The sequence below is a fragment of the Solimonas terrae genome, assembly GCF_011067135.1.
Lineage (GTDB): Bacteria > Pseudomonadota > Gammaproteobacteria > Nevskiales > Nevskiaceae > Solimonas > Solimonas terrae.
Genome location: NZ_JAAMOW010000006.1, coordinates 23,671 through 49,958, shown reverse-complemented (window position 1 = coordinate 49,958; position 26,288 = coordinate 23,671). Strand labels below are relative to the sequence as shown.

The window sequence follows — 26,288 nt, the reverse complement described above, 5'->3', positions numbered from 1 at the left end:
GGTCGGCGTTCGGCATTCGGCCAGAGTACCGAAGCGCGATGATAGGGTTTTGTCGAGCGGGATGGTGGGCAGCTGTGGGCCGACCAGCGCGCGCTGGCGCGCCCGACTTGCGGTGGCGAGGACGCCGCGTGCCGGTGGCTTGCGGCTACAATGCCGGCTGAACGCAACGGCCTCATATGTCTCGCGAAACCAGAAAAGATTCCGCCGACGGCAGCTATACGCACTTCGGCTACGAGCAGGTCCCGCTCGGCGACAAACGCCGCCGCGTCGCCGGCGTATTCACGTCGGTTGCGCACAAGTACGATCTGATGAACGACCTGATGTCGCTCGGCGTGCACCGTGTCTGGAAGCGCTTCGCGGTCGATCTCGCCGGTGTGCGCGCCGGTGAACGGGTACTCGACGTGGCCGGTGGCACCGGCGACCTGACGCGCGAATTCGCCCGGGCGGCGGGCCCGAAGGGGCAGGTCATCCTGTCCGATATCAATGCCGCCATGCTGGGCGAAGGCCGCAAGCGGCTGGTCGATCACGGCCTGCTCAACGTGCCGCTGGTGCAGGCCAATGCCGAGCAGCTGCCGTTCGAGGACGGCAGCTTCGACTGCATCACGATCGGCTTCGGTCTTCGCAATGTCACGGACAAGGACGCTGCGCTGCGCTCGATGACGCGCTGCCTGAAGCCCGGTGGAAGGTTGCTGGTCATGGAATTCTCGAAGCCGCTGAACCCGTTGCTTGGCAAGGCCTACGATCAGTATTCGTTCAAGTTGCTGCCGTTCATGGGGCGTGTGGTCGCGCGTGACGAGGATTCGTACCGCTATCTCGCCGAGTCGATTCGCATGCATCCGGACCAGCAGACGCTGAAGGGCATGATGGAGAACGCCGGACTGGCGCGCGTGCAGGTCTACAACCTGAGCGGCGGCATCGTCGCCGTGCATCGCGGCTTTCGCCTGGAATGAGCGCGCCGACACGGCGTTTGTTCGTGCAACCGCGCGAACAATGGGTACGGGAGGCGTGCTCCCTCACGGCACCCGACCAGCCCCGCAGCAACAATGACGGTGTCGCCGTGCGCGCGCCGACACGGCGTTTGTCCGCGCGCGCGGCACCGCGATCGGACGTTTTGATGGTGTGGCCGTGAGCACGCCGCCACTGCTGTCCGCAGCCCTGGAAGTCGCGCTCAATCGCTATCTCGGTCTCGAAGCCGACGCCCTCGCCGAGTGCGCGGCCCTGGGTGGCCGCAGCATCGCGCTTGCGGTCGAGGCGCCGGCCTGGGTCTTTGTCGTCGAGTTTCACGGCGGTGGCGTGCGCGTGCTGGCTGACGACATGCTCGACGCCGATGTCAGCGTGCGCGGCACGCTCACGAACCTGATGCGTTTGGCGTGGACGGTGAGTCGCAGCGAATCCGGGATTCCGCAGGGGCTGACGATCGACGGTGACGTCGAATTGCTGCAGCGCTTCAACCGCCTGCTGGCACGGGTCGGCTTCGATCCCGAGGAGTTTGCCGCACGCTTCATCGGTGACGCCGCCGCGCACCGGCTCCATCAGGGCTTGCAGACGCTGTTCGGCTGGGGGCGGCGCAGCGCCGACACGCTGGCGCTCGATGCCGCCGAATACCTGCGCGAGGAAACGCGCGATCTGGCGCGAGCCGCCGATGTCGCCGACTGGGCCGACGCGGTCGACGAGTTGCGCGATGGCGTCGAACGGCTGGAGGCGCGATTGCAGGGCCTCGAATCGCGCGGGTCGGCAGCATGATCTCGTTCGGTCGCCTGCGTCGCATCTGGCAGATTCGTAGCGTCGCCCGACGCTACGGCCTGTACGAGTTCGCCGGCCGCAAACCGGCGAACGATCCGCGACCGCGCGGCGAACGCCTGCGGCTGGCGCTGGAGGAACTGGGGCCGGTTTTCATCAAGTTCGGCCAGGCGCTGTCGACGCGACCTGATCTGGTGCCGGCCGACATCGCCAGCGAACTGGCCGGTCTGCAGGATCGCGTGCCGCCGTTCCCGTCGACCGAGGCGCGCGCGATCGTCGAAGCGGAAATCGGCAAACCGATCGCCGCGGTATTCGCCGAATTCGAGGATGTGCCGATGGCGTCGGCCTCGGTCGCGCAGGTGCACGCGGCACGACTCAGGGTCGAAGGCGAAAGCGAGACGATCGACGTGGTGGTCAAGGTGCTGCGTCCGGGCATCGACGCGATCATGCGCAGCGACATCGAACTGCTGCACACGCTGGCCGCACTCGCCGAACGTTTCTCGGCCGACCTGCGCCGGCTGCGGCCGCGCGAGGTGGTTGCCGAATACGAGAAGGTGCTGCTCGACGAGCTGGACCTGATGCGCGAAGGCGCCTCCTGTGCCCAGCTGCGCCGCAACTGGCTGGGTTCGGATCTGATCTACCACCCGCTGGTGTTCTGGGACTGCACGCGCACGCGGGTGCTGGTGATGGAAAGGATCTACGGCATCTCGATCCGCGAACTCGACAAGCTGCGGGCGCTCGATGTCGATTTCCGTGTGTTGTCCGAGCGCGGCGTCGAGATCTTCTTCAAGCAGACCTTTGTCCACAATTTCTTTCATGCCGACATGCATCCGGGCAACATCTTCGTCGATGTGTCCGATCCGAAACGGCCGAGCTATCTGGCGGTCGACTTCGGCATTGTCGGGACACTGACGGCGTCCGATCAGCGCTATCTGGCGGAGAATTTCTACGCCTTCTTCAATCGCGACTACAAGCGCGTCGCCGAACTGCACCTGGAGTCCGAGTGGATTCCGGAAGGCACGCGTGTCGAGGATTTCGAGGCGGCGATCCGCACCATCTGCGAGCCGATCTTCCAGCGACCGCTGAAGGAGATTTCCTTCGGCTTCTTCCTGTTGCGTCTGTTCCAGGTGGCGCGACGGTTCAACTATCAGGTGCAGCCACAGCTGGTGCTGCTGCAGAAGACCCTGTTGCAGATCGAGGGTCTGGGGCGGCAGCTCAATCCGGACCTCGATCTGTGGAAAACCGCCAAGCCGATCATGGAAGAGTGGATGCGTTCGCGCCTGGGTCCGGCGGCCACGCTGGAGCGGATGCGCGCGCAGGCACCGTCACTGGCGGTTTCGCTGCCTGAAATCGCCGAGCATGCTCTGCAGCAGCTGCGGCGTGGAGAAGGTTTCGGCCACAGCCGCCGCGAGCTGGACGCCCTGCGCGAGGAAATCCGCGCCGGAAACCAGCGCATCCTGCAGATGCTGGCGGCGCTCGGCCTGGCGGCGGTCGCGATGGCGGCCTGGTTTGCGGAGCCCGACTCGCGCTTGCTCGGCCTGCACGGCCTGGGTATCGCCGCGGCGCTGGTGTCTTCAGTTTGCCTGTGGCGCGCCCTGCGCCGCCGCTGATGCGCTCAGCGTGCGGGCGCTGCCCAGTTGCTCGCTGAGCTGCAGCCGCACGGGCATCAGATACGACTTCGGTTCATAGCGGGCGATCAGTTGCGACGGTGGCAGCAGGACGACGCCCTGCGCCGCCAGTTGCGGCAAGCGTTCGCGCAATACAGCGAGCGTCGTCAGATGCGGGTGGCCGATGGCGAGCGCGTAGCCGTGAATGCGCGCCTGTCGCAGCAGTTCGTCGAACTGGGCATTGATCGCCGCCGTACCGGGGTCGTTGTCGAGAAACACGCGACGCCGTGTCGTCGGCAGCCCGTGGGCGCGCGCGATCGGATAGGCGACGCTGCTCGCGCTGGTGTAACTGTCGATGAAGTAGCCCACGCGGTGCGCAACCAGCTCGCCCATCAACCAGTGCATCGCCGAGTGGCTGGAAGTCGCGAGGCTGCCCTCGTGATTGTTGACGCCGTCGAGATGCGGCACCGACGCCAGCAGGCGGTCCAGCGCCGCATCGCGGGCCGGGTCGGCTGCACTGGTGACCAGCGTCAGCGGGTGGGCCTTGCCGGCAATCGGCTGCAGCGGCAGATGCAGCAGCACTTCCTTGCCGGCCGCGTGCGCGGCATTGGCGAACGCGCGCGTGTACGGCGATTCCGGCAGGAACGCACAGGCGACCGGGCCCGGCAGCTCGGTCGCCAGACGCGTCTCGGCGGGCCGATCGCCGAGATCGTCGATGACGATGGCGATCGCCGCCGCCGCACCGGCATGTGCCGGCACGGCGGCGAACCCGCAAAGCAGGGCCAGCAGCAGTCGCCCCCGACTGCGCATGTCGGCGTCCGGCCTCAGCGCTGCCTGGCGGTCAGGGTCAGGCTGCGCAGGATGTTGGAGGCTTCGTACAGGCCGTAGTCGCTTTCGGCCAGTGCCTGCGCGTCCTTGGCCTGGCGCTCGCGCTCTGCCTGGGCTTTCTCGAGTTCTTCCTTGGACGTCTTGTCGTCCTTGTTCGCGAGGCTGCCCTTGAGGTCGGCTTCGGTGATCGGGTCGAAGCTCGGCGTGTCGCTGTCATCCGCCTTGGCGATTTTCAGGGGCTGGATCGGCACGTCCGGCTGGATGCCCTCGGCCTGGATCGACCGTCCGGACGGCGTGTAGTAGCGCGCCGTGGTGATCTTGATCGCGCCTTCGTTCGACAGCGGCAGGATGGTCTGCACCGAACCCTTGCCGAACGAGCGCGAACCGACCAGCACTGCGCGATGCTGGTCCTGCAGGGCGCCGGCGACGATTTCCGAGGCCGAGGCCGAGCCGCCGTTGATCATCACGACCATCGGCGCGCCATCGAGGATGTCGCCGGCGGTGGCGTCGAATTCGCGCTGTGCGTCCGGATCGCGGCCCTTGATCGTGACGATCGGACCCTGGGTCAGGAAGTCGTCGCCGACCTTGACCGCAGCGTCGAGCACGCCGCCCGGATTGTTGCGCAGGTCGAGGACCAGACCCTTGATGTCGCCCTTGCTGTCTTTCTTGAGCTTGGCGAAAACCTTGTCCAGCGATGCTGCCGTTTCGGTCGTGAAACTGCTGATGCGCAGATAGGCGAGGCCGTTGTCCATCATGTGGCCGCGCACGCTCGCCACCGAAATCGTTTCGCGGGTCAGGTCGAGCACCAGCGGTGCGGTTTCGCCTTCGCGGACGATCGTCAGCTTGATCTTGGTGCCGGGATCGCCGCGCATCTTGTCGACCGCGTCCGACAGGCTCAGGCCCTTCACCGGCGTGTCATCGAGTTTGACGATCAGATCGCCCGGTTTGACGCCGGCCTTGGCCGCCGGTGTGTCGTCGATCGGCGAGACCACGCGCACGAAGCCGTCCTGCATCTGCACCTCGATGCCGAGCCCGCCGAACTTTCCGGACGTGATCACGTTCATGTCCTTGAACTCGTCCTTGTCGAGATAGGCCGAGTGCGGATCCAGGCCGCCGAGCATGCCGCGCACGGCGTTCTCGATCAGGGTCTTGTCGTCGACCGGTTCGACGTAGTCGGACTTCACGCGATTGAGAATCTCGACGAAAGTCTGCAGGTCCTTGAAGTTCAGGGTGTCGGCGGTCGGCTTGGCCTTGTCGGCCAAGACCCCCTGAGTCAGCGTGATGGAGGCACCGATAAGGGCGCCGGCGGCCAGCGCCAGCGGAACACGATAGGAACGGGGCATTTTTCGGAGTCGAACGCGGATAAGTGACAGCACGATAGCAAGGCTAGGACTGCGCATCAAAGCGTCAGTTCCCTTGCGGTCGTTCATGGACGGTATTTCAGTGCGCGAGCCAGCGGTCGGGATCGATCGCGTCGGCGCCCTTGCGAATCTCGAAATAGACGCCGGACTGGTCGTAGCCGCCGGTGGTGCCGGCGCCGGCGATCGTCTGGCCGGCGCGCACGCTGTCACCGACCTGCACGGTAGCGGTCTGGCAATGCCCGTACAGTGAAAAATACCCGTCTTCGTGCTCCAGCAGCACGATCAGACCATAGCGGTGCATCCAGCCGACATACACCACGCGACCGTGAGCGACGGCGTGCACCGCTGCGCCGTCCCCGGCGGCAATCCAGTGACCGTTCCAGCTCAGGCGTCCGCCGGCCTTGGCCTCCCCGTAGTGTGCCAGCAGTGCACCGCGCACCGGCCACGGCAGCTTGCCTTTCAGAGTCGCGAACGGCTTGTCGCTGGGCGAGACATCCGGCGGCAGATCGGCCAGCGTTTTCTTCAACGACTCGATCAGTTCGCGGATGTTGCGCTCGTCTTCCTTGAGCTGGGCGAGGTTGTCGGTTTCGCCCGACAGACGCGCCTTGAGCTGCTGGAGCACGTCGGCACGCTGCGCGCGCTGGTCCTTGAGGTCGGACAGCGTCTGTTGCTGGTCCTTGCGCAGTTGTTCCAGCTGCGACTGCTGTTCCTGCAGGCGGTCGGCCAGCTCGTCCAGTTCCTGCGCGTGGGCGCGGATCGCCGCGATTGCCGCGAGCTGGGCCTTCTGCAGGTAGTCGTAGTAGGTCAGCATGCGGCCGACCGTCTGCGCATTGTCGACATTGAGCAAGAGCTGCGTTTCGCCCTGGCGGCCGAGCACGTAGGCGGCACGGATCTGGCGCGCCAGGCCGGCGCGGCCTGCATCGAGCGCCGCCAGCGCCTCCTTCTGATCGGCCTGCGTGTCGCGCATCTTGCGCTGCTGCTCGTCGAGCTTGCGCTGGATGCTGCGTATTGCTTGCGTGGCGCTGGCAATCTTGCGCTCGACGGTCTGCATCTCCCGCGCCAGCGCGTCGTGTTCGTTCTGGTCGGCCTCGACCTTCTGCTGCAGATCGCCGATGCGCGAGCGGACCTCGGCCAGCGCCTTCTGGTTCTTGTCGAGGGCGGCATCATCGGCCCGCGCAGCGCCTGTCACCGCGGTCGCCAGCACGGCGGCGATCAGCATGGCACGAAGGAGCGGGCGGCGGAACATGCGATAATGCTAGCCGTTTGTTTCCTTGATTTGCTGCTTTCAGGTCGGTTCGACGGTCAATGTCCCAGTATCTTGAATTCTTCCAGGCGCATGTCGGCCTGTTCATCGCGCTAGCGGTGGTAATTGCGCTGTTCATCGGCAACGAATTGCACGGCAATCTGACCGGTGGCAAGCGCCTGTCCGCGGCCGAAGCGGTCCGCATGATCAATGACCGGGATCCCCTGGTCGTCGATATCCGGCCCTTGCCCGAATTCAAGCGCGGCCATTTGCTCGGTGCGTTCCATGCCCCTGCTTCAAAATTCGACGACTACCTGGGGCAGATCAGCAAGGACAAATCGCGACCGGTGATCGTCTACTGCGCGCTCGGCAGCAGCAGCACGGCGATCGTCGAGAAGCTGCGCAAGGCCGGCGTTGCCGAGGTCTATCCGCTGCGCGGCGGCCTCAACGCCTGGACGATGGCGGACCTGCCCGTGACCAGCAAATGAAACGGGTACTGATGTATACGACGCGGGTCTGTCCGTACTGCGTGATGGCCAAGCGTCTGCTGAACATCAAGGGCGCGACGGTCGAAGAAGTGCGGGTCGACGAGGACGCTGCGCGGCGTGACGAAATGATGCGGGCCACAGGCCGCCGCACCGTGCCGCAGATCTTTGTCGGCGACACGCACGTTGGCGGTTGCGACGACTTGCAGGCGCTTGATCGCGCCGGCAAGCTCGACGACCTGTTGCGGGATTGAACCGATTTCAAGAACGAGTATTCACCTGTTATGAGCGATATCGAAACACCTGAAGCGCCGGCCGCCGGCAACGATGCCCAGCAGCGCCAGGTGCTGCTGCAGAAGATCTACGTCAAGGACGCGTCGCTGGAAGTGCCGCTGGCGCCGCAGATTTTCACGCGCCAGTGGCAGCCGCAGATGGACGTGCAGGTCAACACCGAAGCCAAGGCGTTGGAAGGCGACGCGCTGCAGGTGCTCCTGGCCGTGACGGTCACCGCGAAGCTCGGCGAGGACGTCGCGTTTCTGGTGGAAGTCCAGCAGGCGGGCATTTTCTCGGTGCGCGGCTTCGTTCAGAACGAAGAGCGCGCCGCGGTTGCCGCCGCGTACTGCCCGAACCTGCTGTTTCCGTTCGTGCGCGAGACGATCGCCGATCTGGTGCAGCGCGCCGGCTTTCCGCAGTTGCTGCTGCAACCGATCAACTTCGACGCGTTGTATCTGGAACACGTCCAGCGTGCTCGCGCGCAGGCGGCCGGCGCGAACGGCCCGGCGTCGAACAGCGTCAACTGAAGCGGCGGCGGCCTCGCGCCGCCGTATGCCCATGTTCAACTCGTCCGAAGCGATCCACCGATGAACAGCGCCGCCGCCGTCATCGGTGCGGGATCGTTCGGCACGGCGCTGGCGATCCAGCTCGCGCGCCGTGGTTCGCCGACGCTGCTGTGGGGGCGTGACGGCGACAAGCTGGCCGCAATGGAGGCGGCTCGCGAGAACGCGCAATACCTGCCGGGCTGTCACTTTCCGGTGAAGCTGCATGCGCACGCCGATCTCGCTGCCGCCGTGCGCGACGCCGACGACCTGCTGATCGCGACCCCTTCGCACGTGCTGCGGGCGACGCTCGAGCAGCTCAAGCCCTTGCTGCGCGACGGGCAAGGCATCATCGCTGCGTGCAAGGGCCTGGAGCCGCACAGCGGCAAGCTCGTGCACGAAGTGATCGAGGAAGTACTCGCGCACGATCGACCGTTCGGTGTGCTGTCCGGGCCGACCTTCGCCAAGGAGCTGGGCCTCGGCCTGCCGACCGCGGTGACGATCGCGTCGGCCGACGAACCGTTCGCCGAGAAGTTCGCGCACTTGTTGCACGGCGACGGCTTTCGCGCCTACTGGAGCGAAGATCTGACCGGCGTCGAGATCGGCGGCGCGGCGAAGAACGTCATGGCGATCGGTGTCGGCATCGCCGACGGCATGTCGCTGGGTGCGAACACGCGCGCGGCGCTGATCACGCGCGGACTCGCGGAGATCATGCGTCTCGCGATCGCCATGGGCGGCAAGGCCGAAACCCTGATGGGTCTTGCCGGGATGGGCGATCTGGTGCTGACCTGCACCGACAACCAGTCACGCAACCGGCGCATGGGCCTGTTGCTGGCGCAGGGCCGCAGCGTGCAAGAAGCGATCGCCGAAATCCGTCAGGTTGTCGAGGGCGTGAAGGCGGCGCCGGAAGTGCGGCGTCTGGCGCAGCGCTTTGCCGTCGACATGCCGATCACCGAGGCGGTGAACGGCGTCCTGTCGGGACAGTTGTCGGCGGTCGAGGCGGTGCGCGTGCTGGCAACGCGCCCGGCGCGCGCCGAAATCACGGACTGATCGGCGCGGCGCCGGCGAAGCCGGATTGCCGCCAGGCTTCGAATACCGCGATCGCGACCGTGTTCGACAGGTTGAGGCTGCGATTGCCCGGCCGCATCGGCAGCTTCAGTCGCTGGTCCGGCGGGATGGCGTCGAGTACGTCCTGCGGCAGGCCGCGCGTTTCCGGGCCGAACAGGAGGATGTCGCCGTCGCGAAACCGGTACTCGTCATAGCGGACGCTGCTGCGCGTCGAGAACGCCAGCCAGCGTGCCTCCGGCCGCGCGGCGCGCAGGGCGTCCAGCGATGCGTGCCGACTGACACGGGCCATCTCGTGGTAATCGAGTCCGGCACGTTTGACCGACGCATCGTCGATGCGGAAGCCGAGCGGCTCGATCAGATGCAGGGCAGCGCCGGTGTTCGCGCAGAGCCGGATGACATTGCCGGTGTTCGGCGGAATTTCCGGCTGGTAAAGGGCGACTTCGATCATCGGTTCTCAAGCAGGCGGGCGTTCGCTGCCGCAGGCCCAGCAGATTTCAAAGTGGATCGGCGAACGCTCGCCGCAGCTGCAGGGCCACGAGGCCTGTGCGTGGCGGCGGTGTTCATAGCGGCGCAACAGCTCGCGCGCATCGTCGAGCTGGCTTGCGTCGTCGAGTACCAGACGCGGCCAGGCGTCGACCGGCAAATCACCACGACCACCCCAGATGCCGGCACCGAAGATCTGCACGACGATGCCATGCTCCGCCAGATAGCTGCGCAGAATCTCGGCCTCGATCGGATCGGCGGCGGCATAGACGGTGTGCATGTGGTCAGATTGTATGGAGTTCCTCGCGCCTGCGACGATGCGGCATGCGTTGACACACGACGGGGTGCCGCCTACGCTGCCGTTTCGCGGTCGCAAGCTTGAGGGGGTTTCATGTCGCGTCTCCATTCGTTCACCGTCGCCGCCGTGCTGGCGATGACCATCGGCAGCGCGCATGCGCAGGTCACGCAGGACGTCGATACGTCGCCGTCGGCTGTTGCCATGGCCGCGGATCTGCTGATCGTGCGACCGCTCGGTCTGGTTGCCACCGTGCTCGGTACCGGCCTGTTCGTGCTGCAGCTGCCGCTGTCGGTCGTGCAGGGCGAACCGCCGGCGGATCCTGCGCGCAAGCTGATCGTCGCCCCGGCGCAGTTCACGTTCAGCCGGCCGCTCGGCGATCTCGAATAGCACGGGTTCAGACCCGACGCTGCAAACGACAACGCCGGCAATTGCCGGCGTTGTCGTTTGCGCGTGACGCGATCGTCAGCGCAGGCGCACGCCGTCGGCGTCGAGCACGCTGATGTCGGAGATGCCGAGGCTGGGCGCAAGTTTGCGGACAGGTGCTTCGATCTTCGCCAGATCGCCGACCACGATCCAGGTCAGCGCCTGCGGGTGCAGGAGCTTGTGCATCGCGGCGTTGACGGCTTGCACGTCCAGCGCCTCGGACTTCGGCACGATGTCGTTCCAGTAGCTGTCCGGCAGACCGTAGGTCAGCACCGTGGTGTACGAGGCGGCCAATCCGGATGCCGTTTCGTTGTCGCCGGGCAGCGACAGCACCACGCTGTCACGTGCGAAGTCGAGCTCGGCCGGCGTCACGGGCTTCTTGCCGAGGGCATCTTCGAGCTCCTGGTCGATCTGCGTCATCGATTCGGCAGTCTTGTCGGTCTGCACCGGTGCATAAGCGAAGAACGGACGCTGCGCCTTGGCGCCGCCGATGGCCGCAAACGCGCCATAGCTCCAGTGCTTGTCCTCGCGCAGATTCATGTTGAGGCGCGAGACGAAGTTGCCGCCCAGCGTGGTTGCCGCCAGCTGCATCGCCAGATCGTCCGGATCGGATTTCGGCGGCGCGAGTTCAGCGGCCATGATCAGCGACTGCTCGGCGCCGGTCTTGTTGATCAGAACGAGGCGTGGCGCGCTCGGCAGTGCCACGGTCGCCAGATCCTTGTGCGGCAGCGGCGTGTCCGGTGCGTGCCAGCTGCCGAACTGCTTTTCGAGCAGGGGCCGGATCTCGGCCATGCTGGTGTCGCCGACGATCAGTAATGTCGCGTTGTCCGGTCGCAGCCAGCGATGGTAGAAGGCCCGCAGATCATCGACCTGCAGGCTGGCGACGCTCGCCGGCGTGCCGCTGCCGGACGCCGGATTCGCGTACGGGTGCTGCTCGCCGTACAACAGCCTCGTATAGAGCCGCCGCGCGATGCCGACCGCCTGCGCTTTTTCCTGCTCGATCGCGGCGAGCTGCATCTTCCTTTCGCGTTCGAGCTCCGCAGCCGGGAAGTTCGGGTGCAGGATCACGTCCGCATACAAGGCCAGGCTCGGCTGCAATTTGGCCTTCAGCGCATCGAGATCGATGAACGAGGTGTCGAGCGAAGAGCCGCTGCTGATCTCGGCGCCGATATCGTCCTCGGCGGCGGCCAGCGCCAGGGCGTCATATTTTCCTGCACCTTCGTCGAGCATGTTCAGGGTCAGCTTCGCGGTGCCGGCCTTGACGTCGGCATCGGCGGCGTAGCCGGCGTCGGCGATCAGGCTGAACTGGACGACCGGCGCATCATGTCGTTCCGCCAGGGCGATCTTCATGCCGTTCGACAGCGTCGCATGCTGAAGTGGCGGCAGTGTCAGCGCTGGCGGCTTGCCGAGCGCGGGCAGATGCGAACGATCGGCGCCGCTGCTCGCGGCCTGATAGTCCGGGAAGGGATCGACTTCCAGCTTGAAGACGCCGTCGTCCAGCCACTTGCGCGCGGTGTCGCGCAGGCTCTTCGGGGTGGCGTCACGCACTTCCTGCAATTCCTCGGTGTAGCGTTCCGGCGTTCCGCAATAGACCTGGTACTCGGCGAGCTGGGCGGACTTGCCGCCGAAGCCGTCGATGCGTTCCAGACCGCGGATCGCCGAGGCGAATACCGCGGTCTTGACGCGCGTCAGCTCCGTCGCTGTCGGGCCATCGCGCAGGAAGCGTTGCATTTCGTCATCGATCGCCCGCTCGACGGCGGACGGATCGCCGCCCGGCCTGACGGTGGCCGAAACACTGAACTGCGAACCGATTTCAGTCGGAGCGACATCAACCTGGACGTCGGTCGCGCTCTGGTCCTGATACACCAGACGCTTGTACAAGCGGCTGTTCTTGCCGTCGCCGAGCACCGCTGCCGCGAGTGACAGCTGGTTGGCTTCGGGATCGCAGAAGCCGGGGATATTCCAGACTTCATCGATACGGGCCTGCGGGACACGATCCTGGATCGTCGCGCGCTTGACGCCATGCATCTTGGCTACCCAGGCGCCCTGGTGCTCGAGCGGCGGACCCGACGGAATGTCTCCGAAGTAGAGCTCGACCTTTTTCCTGACCGCCGCGGTGTCGACATCGCCGGCGATCACCAGTACCGCGTTGGCGGCGCCGTAGTGTGTCTTGAACCAGTTCTTGACGTCGGTCAGCGAGGCCGCGTTCAGATCCTTCTCCGACCCGATCGGTGTCCACGAGTACGGATGGCTGACCGGGTAGGTTTCGCGGGCGATGAAGTCGTCCACCTTGCCGTAGGGCTCGTTTTCGCGCTGACGTTTCTCGTTGAGGACGACGCCACGCTGTTCGTCGAGCCGCGCCTGGTCGATCGCGCCGACCAGATGCCCCATGCGATCGGATTCCAGCCACAGTGTGCGGTCGAGCGCGCTGGTCGGCACATTCTCGAAGTAATTGGTGCGGTCGTAAGCGGTGGTGCCGTTCATCTTGGTGGCACCGGCCGGTTCGAGCGGCCGGAAAAACTCGTCGTTGTAGTTCTCGGAACCGTTGAACATCAGGTGCTCGAACAGATGCGCAAAGCCATGCAGGCCGGCCGGCTCATCCTTGCTGCCGACGTGGTACCACACATTCACCGCAACCACCGGCGCCTTGTGATCCTCGTGGATAATGAGCGTCAGGCCATTCGACAGGACGAAGCGCTGATAAGGGATGCGGACATCACCAAAGGCCGATGCATCGGTGTCGGCGGCGACCGGCGCGACGACCGCCAGCAACGCGACTGCGGCGCAGGCGGCCAGGACGAGACGTTTCATTGAATCCCCGAAAGCAGTAAGCGGAACGAAGCGATGATTGAACAGACGCCTGTGCAACGCAAAGGTTCCATGCCGGTGATCGCTGCCGACGGCTGGCTGCGGGGCGTGCGCGTCTGCCGGTCGCCGAACTGCGATGCCCGCCCCGATGTGCGCGACATCTCGCTGCTGGTGATTCACAACATCTCCCTGCCGCCGGGGCGTTTTGGCGGCCCCTACATCGACCAGCTGTTCACCAACGCGCTGGATCCGGCGGCGCATCCGTACTTCGTCGGCATTCACGCGCTGCGCGTGTCCTCGCATCTGCTGATCGATCGGCGCGGCCGCCTGACGCAATACGTGCCGTTGTCGGCGCGTGCCTGGCATGCCGGCGTGTCCAGCTTCGGCGGACGTGAACGTTGCAATGATTTCTCGATCGGCATCGAGCTGGAAGGCTGCGACGATCGACCGTTCACCAAGCGGCAGTACCAGCGGCTGGTGACGGTCACGCGACAGTTGCTGCAGCACTTTCCGCGGCTGCGTCCGGAGCGCATTGCCGGCCATTCCGACATCGCGCCCGGCCGCAAGACCGATCCGGGCCCGCATTTCGACTGGCTCCGCTATCGCGCTGCGCTGTCGGCTCCTGCACACTCACGCGCATGACCTTGATCGGCATTCTGATCGCGCTCGGACTCGAGCGAGTGCTTGGCCACGCTCCTGGCTGGGGGCGGCCGGTGATCTTTCTGTCACTGATGCGCATGCTGCGCGCCCTGGTCCCGGCGGTGATCTGGGCATCACCGCTGTTGCCACTGGCAGTGGTCGCCGCACCAGTCGCGCTGGTCTGGTGGGCCTACGGCCAGATCTGGAGTCCGCTGCTCGCGCTGTTTGCGTCCGCGGCCGTCCTGCTGCTGTGTCTCGGCCCTCGCGATCTGGCCGAAGACGTGCACGATCTGCTGGCGGCACGTGAAGCCGGGGACATCGCGCGCGTGCAGCAGATCGCGCGGAATTTGCAGCGCGGCCCGCAGCCGGACGAAAGCCATCGCTCGCTGATGGGCACGCTGTTCATCCAGTCGCACGAAAAGCTGTTCGGCGTGCTGTTGTTCTTCTTCATCTTCGGTCCGGCCGGAGCGGTTGCCTACCGCATTGCCAGCCGCCTGCCGCGGCTGATGCGCGAGACGGCGCCGGCTTCGATGGCCGAGATCACGGCGGACTGGTTGCACAGTCTGCTGGCCTGGGTGCCGGTGCGCGTCACGACACTGCTCTATGGTCTTGCCGGCAGTCTCGACGACGCGATGCTGGCCTGGCGCGGCTTGCTGCGGCAGCCGCAGCATGGCTGGCGCTCGCATACCTGGGCCTTGCTCGCAGAAATTTCCGTGGCGTCCCTGCGGGTCGAGAGCGCCGACGGTGCGACCGAGGCCGTCAATCTCGGCTCGGCGCTGCGCGAAGTGCTGCGCATGCAGTGGCGTGCCCTGCTGATCCTGCTGGCGCTGTTTGCCATATTCGCGACCGGTGGCATGTTCTGATGACACGGCGGCTGGTGGCGGCGATGCTGCTGCTGGGATGTGCCAACGCGGCTTGGGCGCGGGAGCGCATCGTCACGCTTGCGCCGCATCTGGCGGAACTGGTCTGCGCAGTTCATGCGTGTACGGACCTGGTCGGCGTCGTCGCCTATACCGACGCGCCGCCGCAAGCGGCCGGCCTGCCTCAGGTCGGCAGCGCCATGGCGATCAACGCCGAAGCGGTTCTGGCGCTGCAGCCGACGCGAATACTGGCCTGGGATGGCGGCACGCCGGCAACCACGATTGCGCGGTTGCGCGAGCTTGGCCTGCCGGTCGAGAGCATCGCGATTCGCGATCTCGACGAGATCGCGCCTGCGCTGGAAAGCCTGGGCGCGGAGCTTGGACACGCGGCGGATGGTGAGGCGGCGGCCGCGGACTATCGCAGGCGGCTCGACGCTCTGCGTGCCCGCTATCGGGATCGTCCACGGCTGCGGGCGTTCTATCAGATCGAAACCGGGCCCGCGTATACCGTCAACGGCGACAGCCCGATCAGCGCTGCGCTCGATCTCTGCGGCGCCGACAACGTGTTCGCGTCCTTGCCTTCGCTGTCGGCGATTGTCAGCCCCGAGGCGGTGCTTGCCGCCGATCCGGACGTCGTCGTCTACACGAGCGACGAAGACAGGCGCGGCATGGCGGCCTACTGGGCGCGGCTGGCGCCGGCGCGCGCAGCCGATCCGGCGCGACAGGTGACGGTCGATGCGAACGCACTGACGCGACAGTCGCCGCGCGTGCTCGACGGCATTGCCGAACTCTGCGCCGGACTCGATCGCGTCAGGCGTGGCGCCAGGTGACTTCGGCGCCGCCATCCGCTCGCGCCAGCAGGCGGCCGATGATGAACATCAGGTCGGACAGACGATTCAGATAGCGCAGCGCCGCCGGGTTCAGCGGCGTCTCGGCGTGCACGTTCCACAGACTGCGTTCGGCGCGACGTGCGACGGCACGCGTCAGATGAGCCTGCGCGGCGACCGCACTGCCGCCCGGCAGCACGAATTCCTTGAGCGGCGGCAGATCGGCATTGAAGGCCTCGGCCCAGCTTTCCAGCTGCTCGACGTGCCGGTCGGCGATGGCGACGTGGCCGGGCATCGCCAGTTCGCCGCCGACGTCGAACAGGCGATGCTGGACGACGCCCAGTGCGTCACGGAAGCGCTCCGGCAACGGCTGCGCGAGCAGCACGCCGAGATGGGAATTCAGCTCGTCAAGATCGCCCATGGCGGCGACGCGCGGGTGCGTCTTGGCAACGCGATCGCCGGTGGCGAGGCCGGTGGTGCCGGCGTCGCCGGTCCGTGTGACGATCTTGCTGAGTCGGTTCCCCATGCGTGGATTCCGGTGATGGTGGCGGGCTCGGCACTATCGCGGCGGACTGCGGCGTTCGCAAGCCGGGCAGGCCGCGACGCTTCGATTGCCGCCGCGGCGCAGCTATCATGCGCACCCCTTATGGAGTCCAGACGATGGCCAGTCCGCACCTGAGCGCCGCGCTGCAAGCCGCCCGCGCCGCCACCGACATCATCCGCAAGGCGTATCGCGGCAACTTCCAGGTCGATTACAAGGCCGACGCGAGTCCGGTGACCGAGGTGGACATCGCCGCCGAACACGCCATCAAGGCGGCGCTCGGTACCGCATTTCCGGACTACGGTTTCTACGGCGAGGAGACCGGCAAGGACCATGCGGATGCCGAGCATCTGTGGCTGGTCGATCCGATCGACGGCACCAAGGCGTTCGTTCGCGGCTATCCGATCTTCTCGGTGCAGATCGCGCTGATGCGGCGCGGCAAGCTGGTATTCGGTCTGTCCTGCGCACCGTGCTGGAACGAGGGTCTGGGCGAGATCGCGTGGGCCGAGCAGGATGCAGGGGCCTGGCGCGGCCTGCTCGAGACGCCGCTTGCCGAGTTCGAGCGGCTGAACGTCTCGCAGACGGAACGGCTCGACAAGGCGACGCTGTCGACCGGCAATATCGCGACGCTTGCGCGATCACCGCAATGGTCGGAACTCGGCCGCCTGATTCCGCAGCTGCACCGCATTCGCGGATACGGTGACTTCGTGCACTATCACTATCTGGCGGCCGGCAAGCTCGATGCGGTCGTGGAATCCGACGTCAACATCCTCGACATTGCTGCATTGGCGGTGATCGTGCGCGAGGCGGGCGGCCGCTTCAGCGATCTCAACGGCGGCGAGCTGACGCTTGATACGCGTACCGTCCTGGCAACCAATGGTCGCCTGCACGACGCCTTCGCCGGACTCGCACTGGCCTGATCGGTCAGCGCAGGCTGATGATCTGCCAGCCGCGCGCTCCGGCGGTGGCACGCAGCACCGGATCCGGGTCGACGGCAATCGCCGTGTGCGCTTCTTCGAGCAGCGGAATATCGTTGCGCGAGTCACTGTAGGCCGTCAGGTGATCGAATGGTGGCGCCTGCGAGGCCAGCCACTCGCGCAGACGGTGCACCTTACCCCCCTGGAAATTCGGAATGCCGGCGATCCTGCCGGTGTAGCGGCCATTCCGCTGTTCGGGATCAGTGGCGAGCAGGTGGTCGATGCCCAGCAGCGCCGCGATCGGTTCGGTGATGAAGCGATTGGTCGCGCTGGTGATCAGCAGCACATCGCCTTGCGCACGATGCCGCTCGAGCAGTGCGGGCGTGCCGGGCGCGACGATCGGTGCGATCCGTTCGGCAACAAAGCGCTCGCGCAGCGCCAGCATCCTGGCCGGCGGTTGCTCGACGAGCACCTGCATGCTGAACGCGGCGTATTCGTGGATGTCGAGCGTGCCGGCCGAATAGAGACCGTAGAAGCGCTCGTTCTCGCGCGCGTAGCGGTCGCGATCGACGAGCCCTTGCTCCACCATCCAGCAGCCCCAGAGATGATCGCTGTCGTCGGCGAGCAGGGTGTGATCGAGATCGAAGACGGCGAGGCGGCGCATGGCGATTCAGGAACGGTTGCGAGCAAAAGGTCGCGAAGAATAGCAGCGGTGTCCCGGCTCGCGTTGCTGGACGCGCCATGGCTGTGAAACAATCATTTCAAACCTTGTTCACCTGTCATCCCAAGTGATTGACGCCGATGGTTTTCGTCCGAATGTCGGCATTGTCCTGTGCAATGCAGACGGTCAGCTGCTGTGGGCCAAGCGAATCGGCCAGCAGGCCTGGCAATTCCCGCAGGGCGGCATCCAGCGCGGCGAGCGGCCCGAGCAGGCCCTGTTCCGCGAACTCAACGAAGAGCTGGGCCTGAGTCCGGAAGATGTGCAGATACTGGGCGTTACGTCCGGCTGGTTGCGCTACCGCCTGCCACAGCGTTACCTGCGTCGTTCCCGCGGTCGGGTCTGCGTCGGCCAGAAGCAGAAATGGTTTGCCTTGCGACTCACGGCCGCTGAAGCGGCGATCAAGCTCGATGCCTGCGACAAGCCGGAATTCGACGGCTGGCGTTGGGTCGATTACTGGCTACCGCTCGACGAGGTCGTCGATTTCAAGCGGGAGGTTTACAACGCGGCGTTGCGGGAACTGGCACCGCTGTTGTCGGTCATGCAGGGACCGAAGCGGCGTGCTGAACCTCGCGACGGCTGAATCGCGCATTGCATTCGAGAACGAGAGTTCTATCCAGTTGACAGGGATTCTCATTAAGTTCTAGGATGCGGCCATGTTCGTCTGCGTCTGCAAAGCGGTTTCCGATCGCCAGATTCGCCGCGCCGTGCGCGAGGACGGCGTGACCAGTCTGCGCGAGTTGGCGCGATTGCATGGTGTCGGCACGTGCTGCGGCAAGTGCGTGCCGCAAGCCCGGGAACTGCTCGGCGAAACGCTCGCGTCGGCCCGCAGCCTGTCGGCGTTTGCAGCGGCTGTCGAGGCGCATCAGGCCGCCTGAATGGCGGCGCCCGCCATTTTTCGCCGCAGCGTTTTGTCCATCCCTATACTGGCATTCGTCCAGAAAACGGAGATTTGACATGCGCGGCGATCCCAAGGTCCTCGAATTTCTCAATCTCGGGCTCAAGAACGAGCTGACATCGATCAACCAGTACTTCCTGCACGCCCGCATGCTCGGGCACTGGGGCTTCAAGCGGCTGGAAAAGCACGAATACGACGAATCGATCGACGAAATGAAGCACGCGGACAGGTTGATCGCGCGCATCCTGTTTCTCGAGGGGCTGCCGAATCTGCAGGATCTCGGCAAGCTGTATATCGGCGAGGATGTCAAGGAAGTGCTCGAGTGCGATCTCAAGCGCGAAAAGGAAGCGCACCCGATCTATCGGGATGCGATCGCGTACTGTGAATCGGTCGGCGACTACGTGACGCGGGCGTTGCTGGTCGATATCCAGAAGAGCGAAGAGGAACACATCGACTGGATCGAGGAGCAGCTCGGCCTGATCGAGAAGCTGGGCGAGCAGAATTATCTGCAATCGAGCATGGGCGAAATCGGCGGCTCGTGAACGCCGGGCCGGAAAAGCCCCGCGGTGCGGGGCTTTTCCGCGGCTCAGAATGGCTTGACGACAACCAGGATGATGATCGCCAGCAGCAACACGGTCGGAACCTCGTTCATCACCCGATAGAAGCGTTCCGATTTGCTGTTGCGCTGCTCGGCGAATGCCCGCAGCCGCGTCTTCAGCCAGCCGTGATAGCCCGACAGCAGCACGACGAGCAGCAGCTTGGCATGCAGCCAGCCGGACTTCATGTAGATCTCCGGGGCGGCCATCAGCGTCGCCAGACCGAAAATCCAGGTGCCGATCATGCCGATCGTCGTCATCGTGTAGAGGCGGCGCTCCATCACGCAGAATCGCTGATGTGCACTCTGTTCGACGACATCGACGTGGTACACGAACAGGCGTGGCAGGTAGAACAAGCCGACAAACCAGGCGACGACGAAGAAAATGTGCAGCGCTTTTAACCAGAGCATGGCAGGGACCGGTTGACAACGGCAGACCGCGTTTGCGTTTGCGGCGGATCGGCCTATTATCGCCGCCCCAAGCGATTGACGACATGACAGGCGCACCATGATCAAGGTCGGTATTGTCGGCGGCACGGGTTACACCGGCGCCGAACTCCTGCGGCTTTTTGCGCAGCATCCGCAGGCTGAAGTGAGCTTGCTGACATCCCGCAAGGAGGCCGGGCAGCGCGCCGACGCGCTGTTCCCGCATCTGCGCGGACACTGCGATCTGAGCTTCAGCGAACCGGATGCGGCTGCGCTGGCACGCTGCGATGCCGTTTTTTTTGCGACCCCGCATGGCACCGCTATGGAGATGGCGCCATCGCTGGTCGACAAGGGAGTCAAGGTCGTCGATCTGTCGGCTGATTTTCGCTTGCGCGATCGTGGCGTCTTCAAGCAGTGGTACAAACTTGATCACAGCGCGGCGTCCATGCTGGACGAAGCGGTCTACGGGCTGCCCGAAGTACACCGGGACGCGATTCGCAAGGCGCGTGTGGTCGGCAATCCGGGCTGCTATCCGACGGCCGTGCAACTCGGCTTGCTGCCATTGCTGGAAGCGGGCGTGATCGAGTTCGAAGGCATTGTTGCCGACTGCAAGTCCGGCGTCAGCGGTGCCGGCCGCGAGGCGAAAGTGGGCTCACTCTTCAGCGAGGTCTCCGATTCGTTCAAGGCGTATGGCGTCGCCGGTCACCGGCACCTGCCGGAAATCGAACAGGGTCTCGCCGACATTGCAAAAAAGCCGGTCGCTTTGAGTTTCGTGCCGCATCTGCTGCCACTGGTGCGCGGGATACACGCGACGCTTTACGCGCGGCTGACCACGCCTGGAGTCGACCTGCAGGCCTTGTTCGAACAGCGCTACGCGAGCGAGCCGTTCGTCGATGTCGCGCCCGCCGGGGATCACCCCGAGACGCGCGGCGTGCGCGGCGGCAACACCTGCCGGATCGCGGTTCACCTTGCACCGGATCGCAGGACGGTGATCGTCCTGTCGGTGATCGACAATCTGGTCAAGGGCGCCTCGGGGCAGGCGGTGCAGAATTTCAACCTGATGTTCGGCCTCGACGAGCAGGCTGGACTGCAGGCGCTGCCGCTGGCGCCCTAAGCCTGGCGCCGACACGGACCGATGCAGCACAAGATCGTCATTCATCGGCATCGGCCGTGGTTGAGGCCGGCGTTGATTGCTGCCATCACCGGTGCGCTGGCGCTTGGCGCCTGGGCGTTGTACAGCTTCACGCGGGCGACGACGGTCAGCGATTTCGAACGCACGCAGACGGAAGTGGAGCGGCTGCGTGCGGATCGGCGGCAGCTTTCGCATGATCTGCGCGCCGCACATGCCGAAATCGAGCAGCTCAAGGCGCAGGTGGTCTACACCAAACGTTCGACCGAAATCGATTCGCAGGCTTGCGACACGGTGCGCAAGTCGCTGACCGACCTGCAGGCGGAAACCTCCGAACTGCGCGAGCAGGTGGCGTTCTATCGCGGTATTGCGGCGCCGGACCAGGCGCGAGCCGGCGTCCGCGTGCAGGAAATTCATCTGACGAGGGTGACCAGCGCGAGGAACAGCTACCGATTCTTTCTGACGCTGATTCAGTCCGTTCGCCAGGAAAAACGGGTTGGCGGTCGCATCGAGATCGCGATCGCCGGGCATAGTGGCGCGACGGTGCGCAAACTGGCGCTGAGCGACATCGCCCCTGATGCTGCCAAGAATCTGCTATTTTCCCTGAAGTACTTTGAAGAATTCAGCGGTCAGTTCCAGTTGCCAGAAGGTTTCGTGCCGCAGAGGGTCGTCGTCAGCCTGATTCCTGCATCGGACGGCGCGCCGCAAACCGAGGAAGGTTTCGAATGGCAACGCATCATCGACCACGGGGTGGAAACTCATGAAGTTCGGCAATAACGTTACGAAAGGCACAACGGCGAGCACCAGCGTGGATACCCTGATCGGACGACAGACGGAAGTTCTCGGCGATGTGCGTTTTTCCGGCGGCCTGCATGTCGACGGCAAGATCAAGGGCAAGGTGCTGACGTCCAGCGAGAAGTCGTCCTCGCTGTCGGTCAGCGAGAGCGGCGCTATTGAAGGTGACGTGCGCGTGCCCCATATCGTGCTGAACGGGACGGTGATCGGCGATGTGCACGCGTCGGAAAAAATCACGCTCGCGGCAAAGGCCCGCGTGATCGGCAACGTGTACTACAAGATCATCGAAATGGAAGGCGGCGCGCAGGTCAACGGGCAACTGGTGCATGAAGCCAATCCGTCGCTGGCGCAGCCGCTTGATCTTGCATCGGGCGGCAGCGAGTTCGACGAGCTGAGCGAGGCCCGGCGCGTGAAAGGGTTCACCAACGGATAAGTGTCATGGCGGATGTCGAAACGGTCGAGCAGGAAGCAACGGTGATCTTCACGGCGGCGGCCGCGGACAAGGTCCGCGAGCTGCTGGACGACGAGGATGATCGCGAGCAGAAGCTGCGTGTTTTCGTCACTGGCGGCGGCTGCTCCGGCTTCCAGTACGGTTTCAAGTTCGACAAGAGTCAGGAAGAGGACGACACCGTCGTGACCCGCAATGGCGTCACCCTGCTCGTTGATCCGATGAGTGTGCAGTATCTGATGGGCGCCGAGATCGACTACAAGGAAAGTGTCGAAGGCGCTCAATTCGTGATACGCAATCCCAACGCATCGACGACCTGCGGCTGCGGCAACTCGTTCTCGGTGTAAGGGCGCCGGTCTGCGTCGAGCCGGACCGGCTGGCCGCCCTTCTCCCTAGACTTTGTACAGGCCGCCGAGCACGGCGGCACGGCTGGCACCAGTGACCGCAGGCAGATTGCCGGGGCGGCCATGTACGGTCTGCCAGGCCAGCCAGGCAAAGGCGCTGGCTTCGACCCAGGCCGGATCGACGCCCAGGTGTTCAGTGGTTCGCACCTGCATTCTTGGCAGGCGCGTGGCCAGACCGGCCATCATGCGGGCATTGCGGGCGCCGCCGCCACACACGAACAGTTCGATCGTTCCGGGACGTGCGATCAACTCGATCGCTCTGCCAATGCTCTCGATGCTCAGCTCCAGCAGCGTACGCTGCACGTCGTGGGCCGCGCACGCGGCGAGCCCCGGAAAACGGGCGAACAGCCAGTCGAGATTGAAGTGGTCGCGACCGGTGCTTTTGGGGGCTGCCGCGGCGAAATAAGGATCGGTCAGGCAGGCCGACAGCAGCGGCGCCAGTACCTGGCCGGATGCTGCCCACTGCCCGTCGCGATCGTAGGCTTCACCTTTGCAGCGCTGAATCCATTCGTCGAGCAGGGCGTTGCCCGGTCCAGTATCGAAGCCGCTCGCCGCTTCACCGTGGAGGCCGGGAAGGATCGTCAGATTGGCGATGCCGCCGATATTGAGTACCACTCGCGCGTGCTCGCTCGCGGCGAATACGGCGTGGTGAAATGCAGGAACCAGGGGTGCACCCTGGCCGCCACGCGCCATGTCGGCACGCCGGAAGTCGCTGACGGTCAGGATGCCGGTTTGCGCGGCGATCCGGTTCGGGTCGCCGATCTGCAGACTGGTCGATATGCCGTTCGGATCGTGGAAGACAGTCTGGCCGTGCGAGCCGATGGCGCAAATGCGTTCCGGGGTAACTTGCAGCTTCCGCAACAAGGCATTTGCGGCGAGGGCGAAACGGTCCCCGACAGCCCCGTCAAGCCGCGCGAAATCGCGAAGCGTTATCGCCCCGTCCGGTCGCCGCTGCAGGTCCAGCAGCTCCAGTCGCAGGGCGTCCGGATAGGGTGCGCTATGAGTGCCGAGCACGCCGCGCGGGCGACCCTCCTCATCAAATTCGCAGAGCACGGCATCGATCGCGTCGATGCTGGTGCCCGACATCAAGCCGATGCAGAGGGTGCCGGGCACCACGCTGCCGATCAGTCGTGCAGCGCCGGCGGTGGTACGGTTGCTGCGTTCGGGTCGGCCATCGCGGTGCGCGAGTTCGAGACGGCGTCAAGACGAGCCAGAACGTCGGCATTGGCGGCCCGCCAGCTGGCCACCACACTGTGCGGCAGCGGATTGGCACGTGGCAGGGCGACGGTCACCGGATTCTGGTGCACGCCGTTGATGCGGAATTCGTAATGAAGATGCGGCCCGGTCGCCAGACCCGTCATGCCGACATAAGCGATGACCTGTCCCTGGCGGACGCGAGCGCCGACCTTCAGACCCTTGCGGAAGCGCGACAAATGCCCGTAGAGCGTCGAGTACTTCGGACCATGGCGGATCACGACGACATTACCGTAGCCGTGCTGCACGCCTGCGAACTCGATGATGCCGTCGCCGGTGGCTTTGACCGGGGTGCCGATCGGTGCTGCGTAATCGACGCCCTTGTGTGCGCGAATGACATTCAGGATCGGATGCAGGCGACCGGTCGTGAAGCCGGAGCTGATGCGCGTGAACGCGACCGGTGTACGGATGAAGGCCTTGCGCAGCGAATTGCCATCCGGGGTGTAGTAGGTGGCATTGCCGTCGGCGTCGACGTAACGCATCGCGCGATACGTGTGCCCCTGGTTGATGAACTCGGCTGCGACGATGTCGCCGTCCTTGAGCTTCTTGCCGTCCTTGTAGAGCTGGTCGTAGACCACCGAGAAGCGGTCGCCGTCGCGAAGGTCGAGAGCGAAGTCGATGTCATAGCCGAAGATGTCTGCCATCTCCATCACCAGACGATTCGAAAGGCCGGCCTTCTGCGCTGCGGCAAACAGTGAGCTGGTGATCGTGCCGGTCAGCTGGGTCGGACGGCGCTCGATCTCGGCTTCGATCGTGACGGCATCAAACCCGGAATCGGTGCGGCGAACCTGCAGTGTGTGCGTGTCATCGATCTCGTAGTTCAGTTCGTCGAGATCGTCGTCATCGGTCTTTCGCAGGCTGATCTTCTCGCCGGGCCGCAGCGTCTTCAGCTGCGAGGCGTCGCCGCCGAGATTGGCGATCGCCATTGCGTCCGAGAAGCCGAGGCCTTCTTCGGCGAAGATGTCCGAAAGCGTTTGCCGGGGGCGAACGACGACCGTCGTCCATTCGCTCGGAGCCGGTGTCGCCAGACTGTCGTCAGCCGCTGCGCCCTGCACGGCAGCGTCAAAGGCATTTTCCGTGGTTGGCGTGAATGCCGAGGCGACCTCGTTGCCGGCAGCATCCTGCAGCGCGCTGTGGCGGGTCGCGATGCCTTCGCGCATGGCCACGACGGACAGCACGGTAATGCAGGCGGTGGCAAGCCATACGGAGCGGCGAGCCGAACGGCGGGGTGCCAGTTCGGCTGGGCTATAATCAATCTTCATCTTCTCAACCCGAAATACATGTTCAGGCCGCGCTGTGTCGCGCGGTCCAGCAGCGACGCGGTGCTGTCGCCGTATTAATTTGTGTGCCGCTTGAAGGTGTAAAGGAAACATAGTTTCCAGGGCATTGCAAGCGACAGCTTGCCCGACTTTCCTTCCATTTTTCCCGACATCGCTCAGCCTCCGCCGTCTATGGACTTCACCGAAATCGAACGCGGCACCGAAGAGATCATTCCTGCAGAGGAATTTCGCGCCCGGCTTGCTCAAGCTCGCCGGGAAGGTCGTCGTCTGCGGGTCAAGGCCGGTTTCGACCCGACAGCCAAAGATCTTCATCTTGGCCACACGCTATTGCTAAACAAATTGCGTGCCTTTCAGGAAGCTGGGCATGAAGCGATCTTCCTGATCGGTGACTTCACCGGAATGATCGGCGACCCGACCGGCAAGAATGAGACGCGAAAGCCTCTGACTCGAGAGCAAGTCGAGGAAAACGCAAGAACTTATCGTGAGCAGGTGTTCAAGATCCTGGACCCGGAACGGACCACGATCGCGTTCAACTCGCACTGGCTGGACAAGCTGGGCGCCGAGGGAATGATTCGTCTGTCGGCGCAGCATACCGTCGCGCGGATGCTGGAACGGGACGATTTTGCCAAGCGCTATGCCGGTGGCCAGCCCATCGCGGTGCACGAATTTCTGTACCCGTTGCTGCAGGGCTACGACTCGGTGGCCTTGCAGGCAGACGTCGAGCTGGGCGGTACCGATCAGAAATTCAACTTGCTGGTCGGGCGGCATCTGCAGTCCGCTGCCGGGCAAAAGCCGCAATGCATCCTGACCGTGCCCATTCTCGAAGGACTCGACGGCGTCCAGAAGATGTCCAAGAGTCTTGGCAACTACGTCGGCGTCAACGACGCCCCGGGCGAAATGTTCGGCAAGCTCATGTCGGTGTCAGACACCTTGATGTGGCGCTATTACGACCTGCTGTCGTTTCGGCCGTTGGCGGAGATCGCCCATCTGCGAGCGGCGGTCGCCGACGGTGCCAATCCGCGCGACATCAAGATGCAGCTGGGTGTCGAGATCGTCAGCCGCTTTCACGGGACGCAGGCCGGTGACGCGGCGCAAGCCGCCTTCGTCGCACAGTTCTCGCGGGGTGCGCTGCCGGACGACATCCCGGAAATCCGCATCGGGATCGCGGCCGAGGGCGGCTTGGCGATCGCGCGGGCGCTGAGGGAGGCGGGCCTTGTGTCCAGCAACGCCGAAGGCAATCGCATGATCGAACAGCGCGCGGTCAGGGTCGACCAGGAGCGGGTAGAGGATCGCGGCCTGTTGCTGCTGCCCGGCCGGCAGTATCTGCTGCAGGTCGGTTCCCGAAGGTACGCTCGCGTCGAGCCGGTTGTCGGTGGTGACCAGCAGGTCTGAACGAAT

31 protein-coding genes are annotated in these 26,288 nt (G+C 64.9%); 20 read left to right on the top strand and 11 right to left on the bottom strand.

Annotation, left to right across the window (positions count from 1 at the left end):
• Positions 1 to 176: 176 nt before the first annotated feature.
• From ubiE to ubiB, 3 genes are all read left to right on the top strand, one after another.
• Positions 177 to 950, top strand: coding sequence for a bifunctional demethylmenaquinone methyltransferase/2-methoxy-6-polyprenyl-1,4-benzoquinol methylase UbiE (ubiE, locus tag G7Y85_RS12225; protein WP_166257230.1), 774 nt, complete (start codon positions 177 to 179; stop codon positions 948 to 950).
• Between the two features lie 175 nt (positions 951 to 1,125).
• The gene (locus G7Y85_RS12220; protein WP_166257227.1) at positions 1,126 to 1,743 is read left to right on the top strand and encodes a ubiquinone biosynthesis accessory factor UbiJ; all 618 of its coding nucleotides are present in this window, start codon (positions 1,126 to 1,128) and stop codon (positions 1,741 to 1,743) included.
• Positions 1,740 to 3,350, top strand: a complete 1,611-nt coding sequence (gene ubiB / locus G7Y85_RS12215; RefSeq protein ID WP_166257224.1) for a ubiquinone biosynthesis regulatory protein kinase UbiB — start codon at positions 1,740 to 1,742, stop codon at positions 3,348 to 3,350. The genes G7Y85_RS12220 and ubiB overlap by 4 nt, the downstream gene beginning before the upstream one ends.
• Here ubiB and G7Y85_RS12210 read toward each other — a convergent pair.
• From G7Y85_RS12210 to G7Y85_RS12200, 3 genes are all read right to left on the bottom strand, one after another.
• Positions 3,315 to 4,157 (bottom strand): divergent polysaccharide deacetylase family protein, encoded by an 843-nt coding sequence (locus G7Y85_RS12210; protein WP_166257221.1) that lies wholly within the window; start codon positions 4,155 to 4,157, stop codon positions 3,315 to 3,317. The two genes, ubiB and G7Y85_RS12210, sit on opposite strands and share 36 nt — an antisense overlap.
• A 14-nt stretch (positions 4,158 to 4,171) precedes the next feature.
• Positions 4,172 to 5,518, bottom strand: a complete 1,347-nt coding sequence (locus G7Y85_RS12205) for a S41 family peptidase (protein ID WP_166257218.1) — start codon at positions 5,516 to 5,518, stop codon at positions 4,172 to 4,174.
• Positions 5,519 to 5,615: 97 nt separating this feature from the next.
• Positions 5,616 to 6,782, bottom strand: a complete 1,167-nt coding sequence (locus G7Y85_RS12200; RefSeq protein ID WP_166257215.1) for a murein hydrolase activator EnvC family protein — start codon at positions 6,780 to 6,782, stop codon at positions 5,616 to 5,618.
• Positions 6,783 to 6,841: 59 nt separating this feature from the next.
• Between G7Y85_RS12200 and G7Y85_RS12195 the strand changes: the two genes are divergently transcribed.
• Genes G7Y85_RS12195 through G7Y85_RS12180 form a run of 4 tightly spaced genes read left to right on the top strand, consistent with a single transcriptional unit; the run spans position 6,842 to position 9,129 of the window.
• Positions 6,842 to 7,267, top strand: a complete 426-nt coding sequence (locus G7Y85_RS12195) for a rhodanese-like domain-containing protein (protein ID WP_166257212.1) — start codon at positions 6,842 to 6,844, stop codon at positions 7,265 to 7,267.
• Positions 7,264 to 7,518, top strand: coding sequence for a glutaredoxin 3 (gene grxC / locus G7Y85_RS12190; RefSeq protein WP_166257209.1), 255 nt, complete (start codon positions 7,264 to 7,266; stop codon positions 7,516 to 7,518). Before G7Y85_RS12195 ends, grxC begins: the two co-directional genes overlap by 4 nt.
• 30 nt (positions 7,519 to 7,548) lie before the next feature.
• Complete coding sequence (gene secB, locus G7Y85_RS12185; RefSeq protein ID WP_166257206.1) at positions 7,549 to 8,064, top strand: protein-export chaperone SecB; 516 nt, start codon at positions 7,549 to 7,551, stop codon at positions 8,062 to 8,064.
• Between the two features lie 60 nt (positions 8,065 to 8,124).
• Positions 8,125 to 9,129, top strand: a complete 1,005-nt coding sequence (locus tag G7Y85_RS12180; RefSeq protein ID WP_166257203.1) for an NAD(P)H-dependent glycerol-3-phosphate dehydrogenase — start codon at positions 8,125 to 8,127, stop codon at positions 9,127 to 9,129.
• Here the strand turns inward: G7Y85_RS12180 and G7Y85_RS12175 are convergent.
• Both G7Y85_RS12175 and G7Y85_RS12170 read right to left on the bottom strand, forming a co-directional pair.
• Entirely contained in the window at positions 9,119 to 9,595 is a 477-nt protein-coding gene (locus G7Y85_RS12175; protein WP_166257200.1) for a tRNA (cytidine(34)-2'-O)-methyltransferase, read from the bottom strand. The two genes, G7Y85_RS12180 and G7Y85_RS12175, sit on opposite strands and share 11 nt — an antisense overlap.
• A 6-nt stretch (positions 9,596 to 9,601) precedes the next feature.
• The gene (locus G7Y85_RS12170) at positions 9,602 to 9,910 is read right to left on the bottom strand and encodes a putative signal transducing protein (protein WP_166257197.1); all 309 of its coding nucleotides are present in this window, start codon (positions 9,908 to 9,910) and stop codon (positions 9,602 to 9,604) included.
• A gap of 111 nt (positions 9,911 to 10,021) precedes the next feature.
• On the opposite strand from G7Y85_RS12170, the gene G7Y85_RS12165 reads away from it, so the two are divergent.
• The gene (locus G7Y85_RS12165; protein ID WP_166257194.1) at positions 10,022 to 10,315 is read left to right on the top strand and encodes a hypothetical protein; all 294 of its coding nucleotides are present in this window, start codon (positions 10,022 to 10,024) and stop codon (positions 10,313 to 10,315) included.
• 75 nt (positions 10,316 to 10,390) lie between these two features.
• On the opposite strand, the gene G7Y85_RS12160 is transcribed toward G7Y85_RS12165, so the two are convergent.
• Complete coding sequence (locus G7Y85_RS12160; protein ID WP_166257191.1) at positions 10,391 to 13,162, bottom strand: M16 family metallopeptidase; 2,772 nt, start codon at positions 13,160 to 13,162, stop codon at positions 10,391 to 10,393.
• 69 nt (positions 13,163 to 13,231) lie between these two features.
• Here G7Y85_RS12160 and ampD point away from each other — a divergent pair, with 69 nt between their 5' ends.
• From ampD to G7Y85_RS12145, 3 genes are read left to right on the top strand one after another with little or no spacing between them, the layout of a single operon-like run.
• Positions 13,232 to 13,801 (top strand): 1,6-anhydro-N-acetylmuramyl-L-alanine amidase AmpD, encoded by a 570-nt coding sequence (ampD, locus tag G7Y85_RS12155; protein WP_166257188.1) that lies wholly within the window; start codon positions 13,232 to 13,234, stop codon positions 13,799 to 13,801.
• Positions 13,798 to 14,661, top strand: a complete 864-nt coding sequence (ampE, locus tag G7Y85_RS12150) for a regulatory signaling modulator protein AmpE (RefSeq protein ID WP_166257185.1) — start codon at positions 13,798 to 13,800, stop codon at positions 14,659 to 14,661. The genes ampD and ampE overlap by 4 nt, the downstream gene beginning before the upstream one ends.
• Positions 14,661 to 15,488: a helical backbone metal receptor gene (locus tag G7Y85_RS12145; protein WP_166257182.1), complete on the top strand. Its 828-nt coding sequence runs from the start codon at positions 14,661 to 14,663 to the stop codon at positions 15,486 to 15,488. Before ampE ends, G7Y85_RS12145 begins: the two co-directional genes overlap by 1 nt.
• Here G7Y85_RS12145 and G7Y85_RS12140 read toward each other — a convergent pair.
• On the bottom strand, positions 15,469 to 16,011 hold the full coding sequence (locus G7Y85_RS12140) for a cob(I)yrinic acid a,c-diamide adenosyltransferase (RefSeq protein WP_166257179.1): 543 nt from the start codon (positions 16,009 to 16,011) through the stop codon (positions 15,469 to 15,471). The genes G7Y85_RS12145 and G7Y85_RS12140 overlap by 20 nt on opposite strands.
• A 134-nt stretch (positions 16,012 to 16,145) precedes the next feature.
• Between G7Y85_RS12140 and G7Y85_RS12135 the strand changes: the two genes are divergently transcribed.
• A complete protein-coding gene (locus G7Y85_RS12135; protein WP_166257175.1) occupies positions 16,146 to 16,946 on the top strand; it encodes an inositol monophosphatase family protein in 801 nt (266 codons plus the stop codon).
• A gap of 4 nt (positions 16,947 to 16,950) precedes the next feature.
• Here the strand turns inward: G7Y85_RS12135 and G7Y85_RS12130 are convergent, their stop codons facing one another.
• Complete coding sequence (locus G7Y85_RS12130) at positions 16,951 to 17,607, bottom strand: histidinol-phosphatase (RefSeq protein WP_166257171.1); 657 nt, start codon at positions 17,605 to 17,607, stop codon at positions 16,951 to 16,953.
• Positions 17,608 to 17,731: 124 nt separating this feature from the next.
• On the opposite strand from G7Y85_RS12130, the gene G7Y85_RS12125 reads away from it, so the two are divergent.
• The 3 genes from G7Y85_RS12125 (at position 17,732) to bfr (ending at position 19,101) form a co-directional block, all read left to right on the top strand.
• Positions 17,732 to 18,244 carry an RNA pyrophosphohydrolase gene (locus G7Y85_RS12125; RefSeq protein WP_174839771.1) on the top strand — a complete coding sequence of 171 codons (513 nt, stop codon included), beginning with the start codon at positions 17,732 to 17,734 and terminating at the stop codon, positions 18,242 to 18,244.
• A 73-nt stretch (positions 18,245 to 18,317) separates the two neighbouring features.
• The gene (locus G7Y85_RS12120) at positions 18,318 to 18,539 is read left to right on the top strand and encodes a bacterioferritin-associated ferredoxin (protein WP_166257168.1); all 222 of its coding nucleotides are present in this window, start codon (positions 18,318 to 18,320) and stop codon (positions 18,537 to 18,539) included.
• Positions 18,540 to 18,618: 79 nt separating this feature from the next.
• Positions 18,619 to 19,101, top strand: a complete 483-nt coding sequence (gene bfr, locus G7Y85_RS12115) for a bacterioferritin (RefSeq protein ID WP_166257165.1) — start codon at positions 18,619 to 18,621, stop codon at positions 19,099 to 19,101.
• A 44-nt stretch (positions 19,102 to 19,145) separates the two neighbouring features.
• On the opposite strand, the gene hemJ is transcribed toward bfr, so the two are convergent.
• A complete protein-coding gene (hemJ, locus tag G7Y85_RS12110) occupies positions 19,146 to 19,565 on the bottom strand; it encodes a protoporphyrinogen oxidase HemJ (protein ID WP_166257162.1) in 420 nt (139 codons plus the stop codon).
• Between the two features lie 97 nt (positions 19,566 to 19,662).
• Between hemJ and argC the strand changes: the two genes are divergently transcribed.
• Genes argC through erpA form a run of 4 tightly spaced genes read left to right on the top strand, consistent with a single transcriptional unit; the run spans position 19,663 to position 22,299 of the window.
• Positions 19,663 to 20,694 carry an N-acetyl-gamma-glutamyl-phosphate reductase gene (argC, locus tag G7Y85_RS12105; RefSeq protein ID WP_166257159.1) on the top strand — a complete coding sequence of 344 codons (1,032 nt, stop codon included), beginning with the start codon at positions 19,663 to 19,665 and terminating at the stop codon, positions 20,692 to 20,694.
• A gap of 21 nt (positions 20,695 to 20,715) precedes the next feature.
• On the top strand, positions 20,716 to 21,486 hold the full coding sequence (locus G7Y85_RS12100; RefSeq protein WP_166257156.1) for a DUF6776 family protein: 771 nt from the start codon (positions 20,716 to 20,718) through the stop codon (positions 21,484 to 21,486).
• Positions 21,470 to 21,937, top strand: a complete 468-nt coding sequence (locus G7Y85_RS12095; RefSeq protein ID WP_194241175.1) for a bactofilin family protein — start codon at positions 21,470 to 21,472, stop codon at positions 21,935 to 21,937. The genes G7Y85_RS12100 and G7Y85_RS12095 overlap by 17 nt, the downstream gene beginning before the upstream one ends.
• A 5-nt stretch (positions 21,938 to 21,942) precedes the next feature.
• Positions 21,943 to 22,299 (top strand): iron-sulfur cluster insertion protein ErpA, encoded by a 357-nt coding sequence (erpA, locus tag G7Y85_RS12090; RefSeq protein WP_166257153.1) that lies wholly within the window; start codon positions 21,943 to 21,945, stop codon positions 22,297 to 22,299.
• Positions 22,300 to 22,344: 45 nt separating this feature from the next.
• Here erpA and G7Y85_RS12085 read toward each other — a convergent pair whose 3' ends face one another.
• Positions 22,345 to 23,469 carry an anhydro-N-acetylmuramic acid kinase gene (locus G7Y85_RS12085; protein ID WP_366514968.1) on the bottom strand — a complete coding sequence of 375 codons (1,125 nt, stop codon included), beginning with the start codon at positions 23,467 to 23,469 and terminating at the stop codon, positions 22,345 to 22,347.
• 11 nt (positions 23,470 to 23,480) lie between these two features.
• Positions 23,481 to 25,202, bottom strand: coding sequence for an OapA family protein (locus tag G7Y85_RS12080; protein WP_366514967.1), 1,722 nt, complete (start codon positions 25,200 to 25,202; stop codon positions 23,481 to 23,483).
• Between G7Y85_RS12080 and tyrS the strand changes: the two genes are divergently transcribed.
• On the top strand, positions 25,098 to 26,282 hold the full coding sequence (gene tyrS / locus G7Y85_RS12075) for a tyrosine--tRNA ligase (protein WP_366514966.1): 1,185 nt from the start codon (positions 25,098 to 25,100) through the stop codon (positions 26,280 to 26,282). The two genes, G7Y85_RS12080 and tyrS, sit on opposite strands and share 105 nt — an antisense overlap.
• Positions 26,283 to 26,288 lie beyond the last annotated feature (6 nt).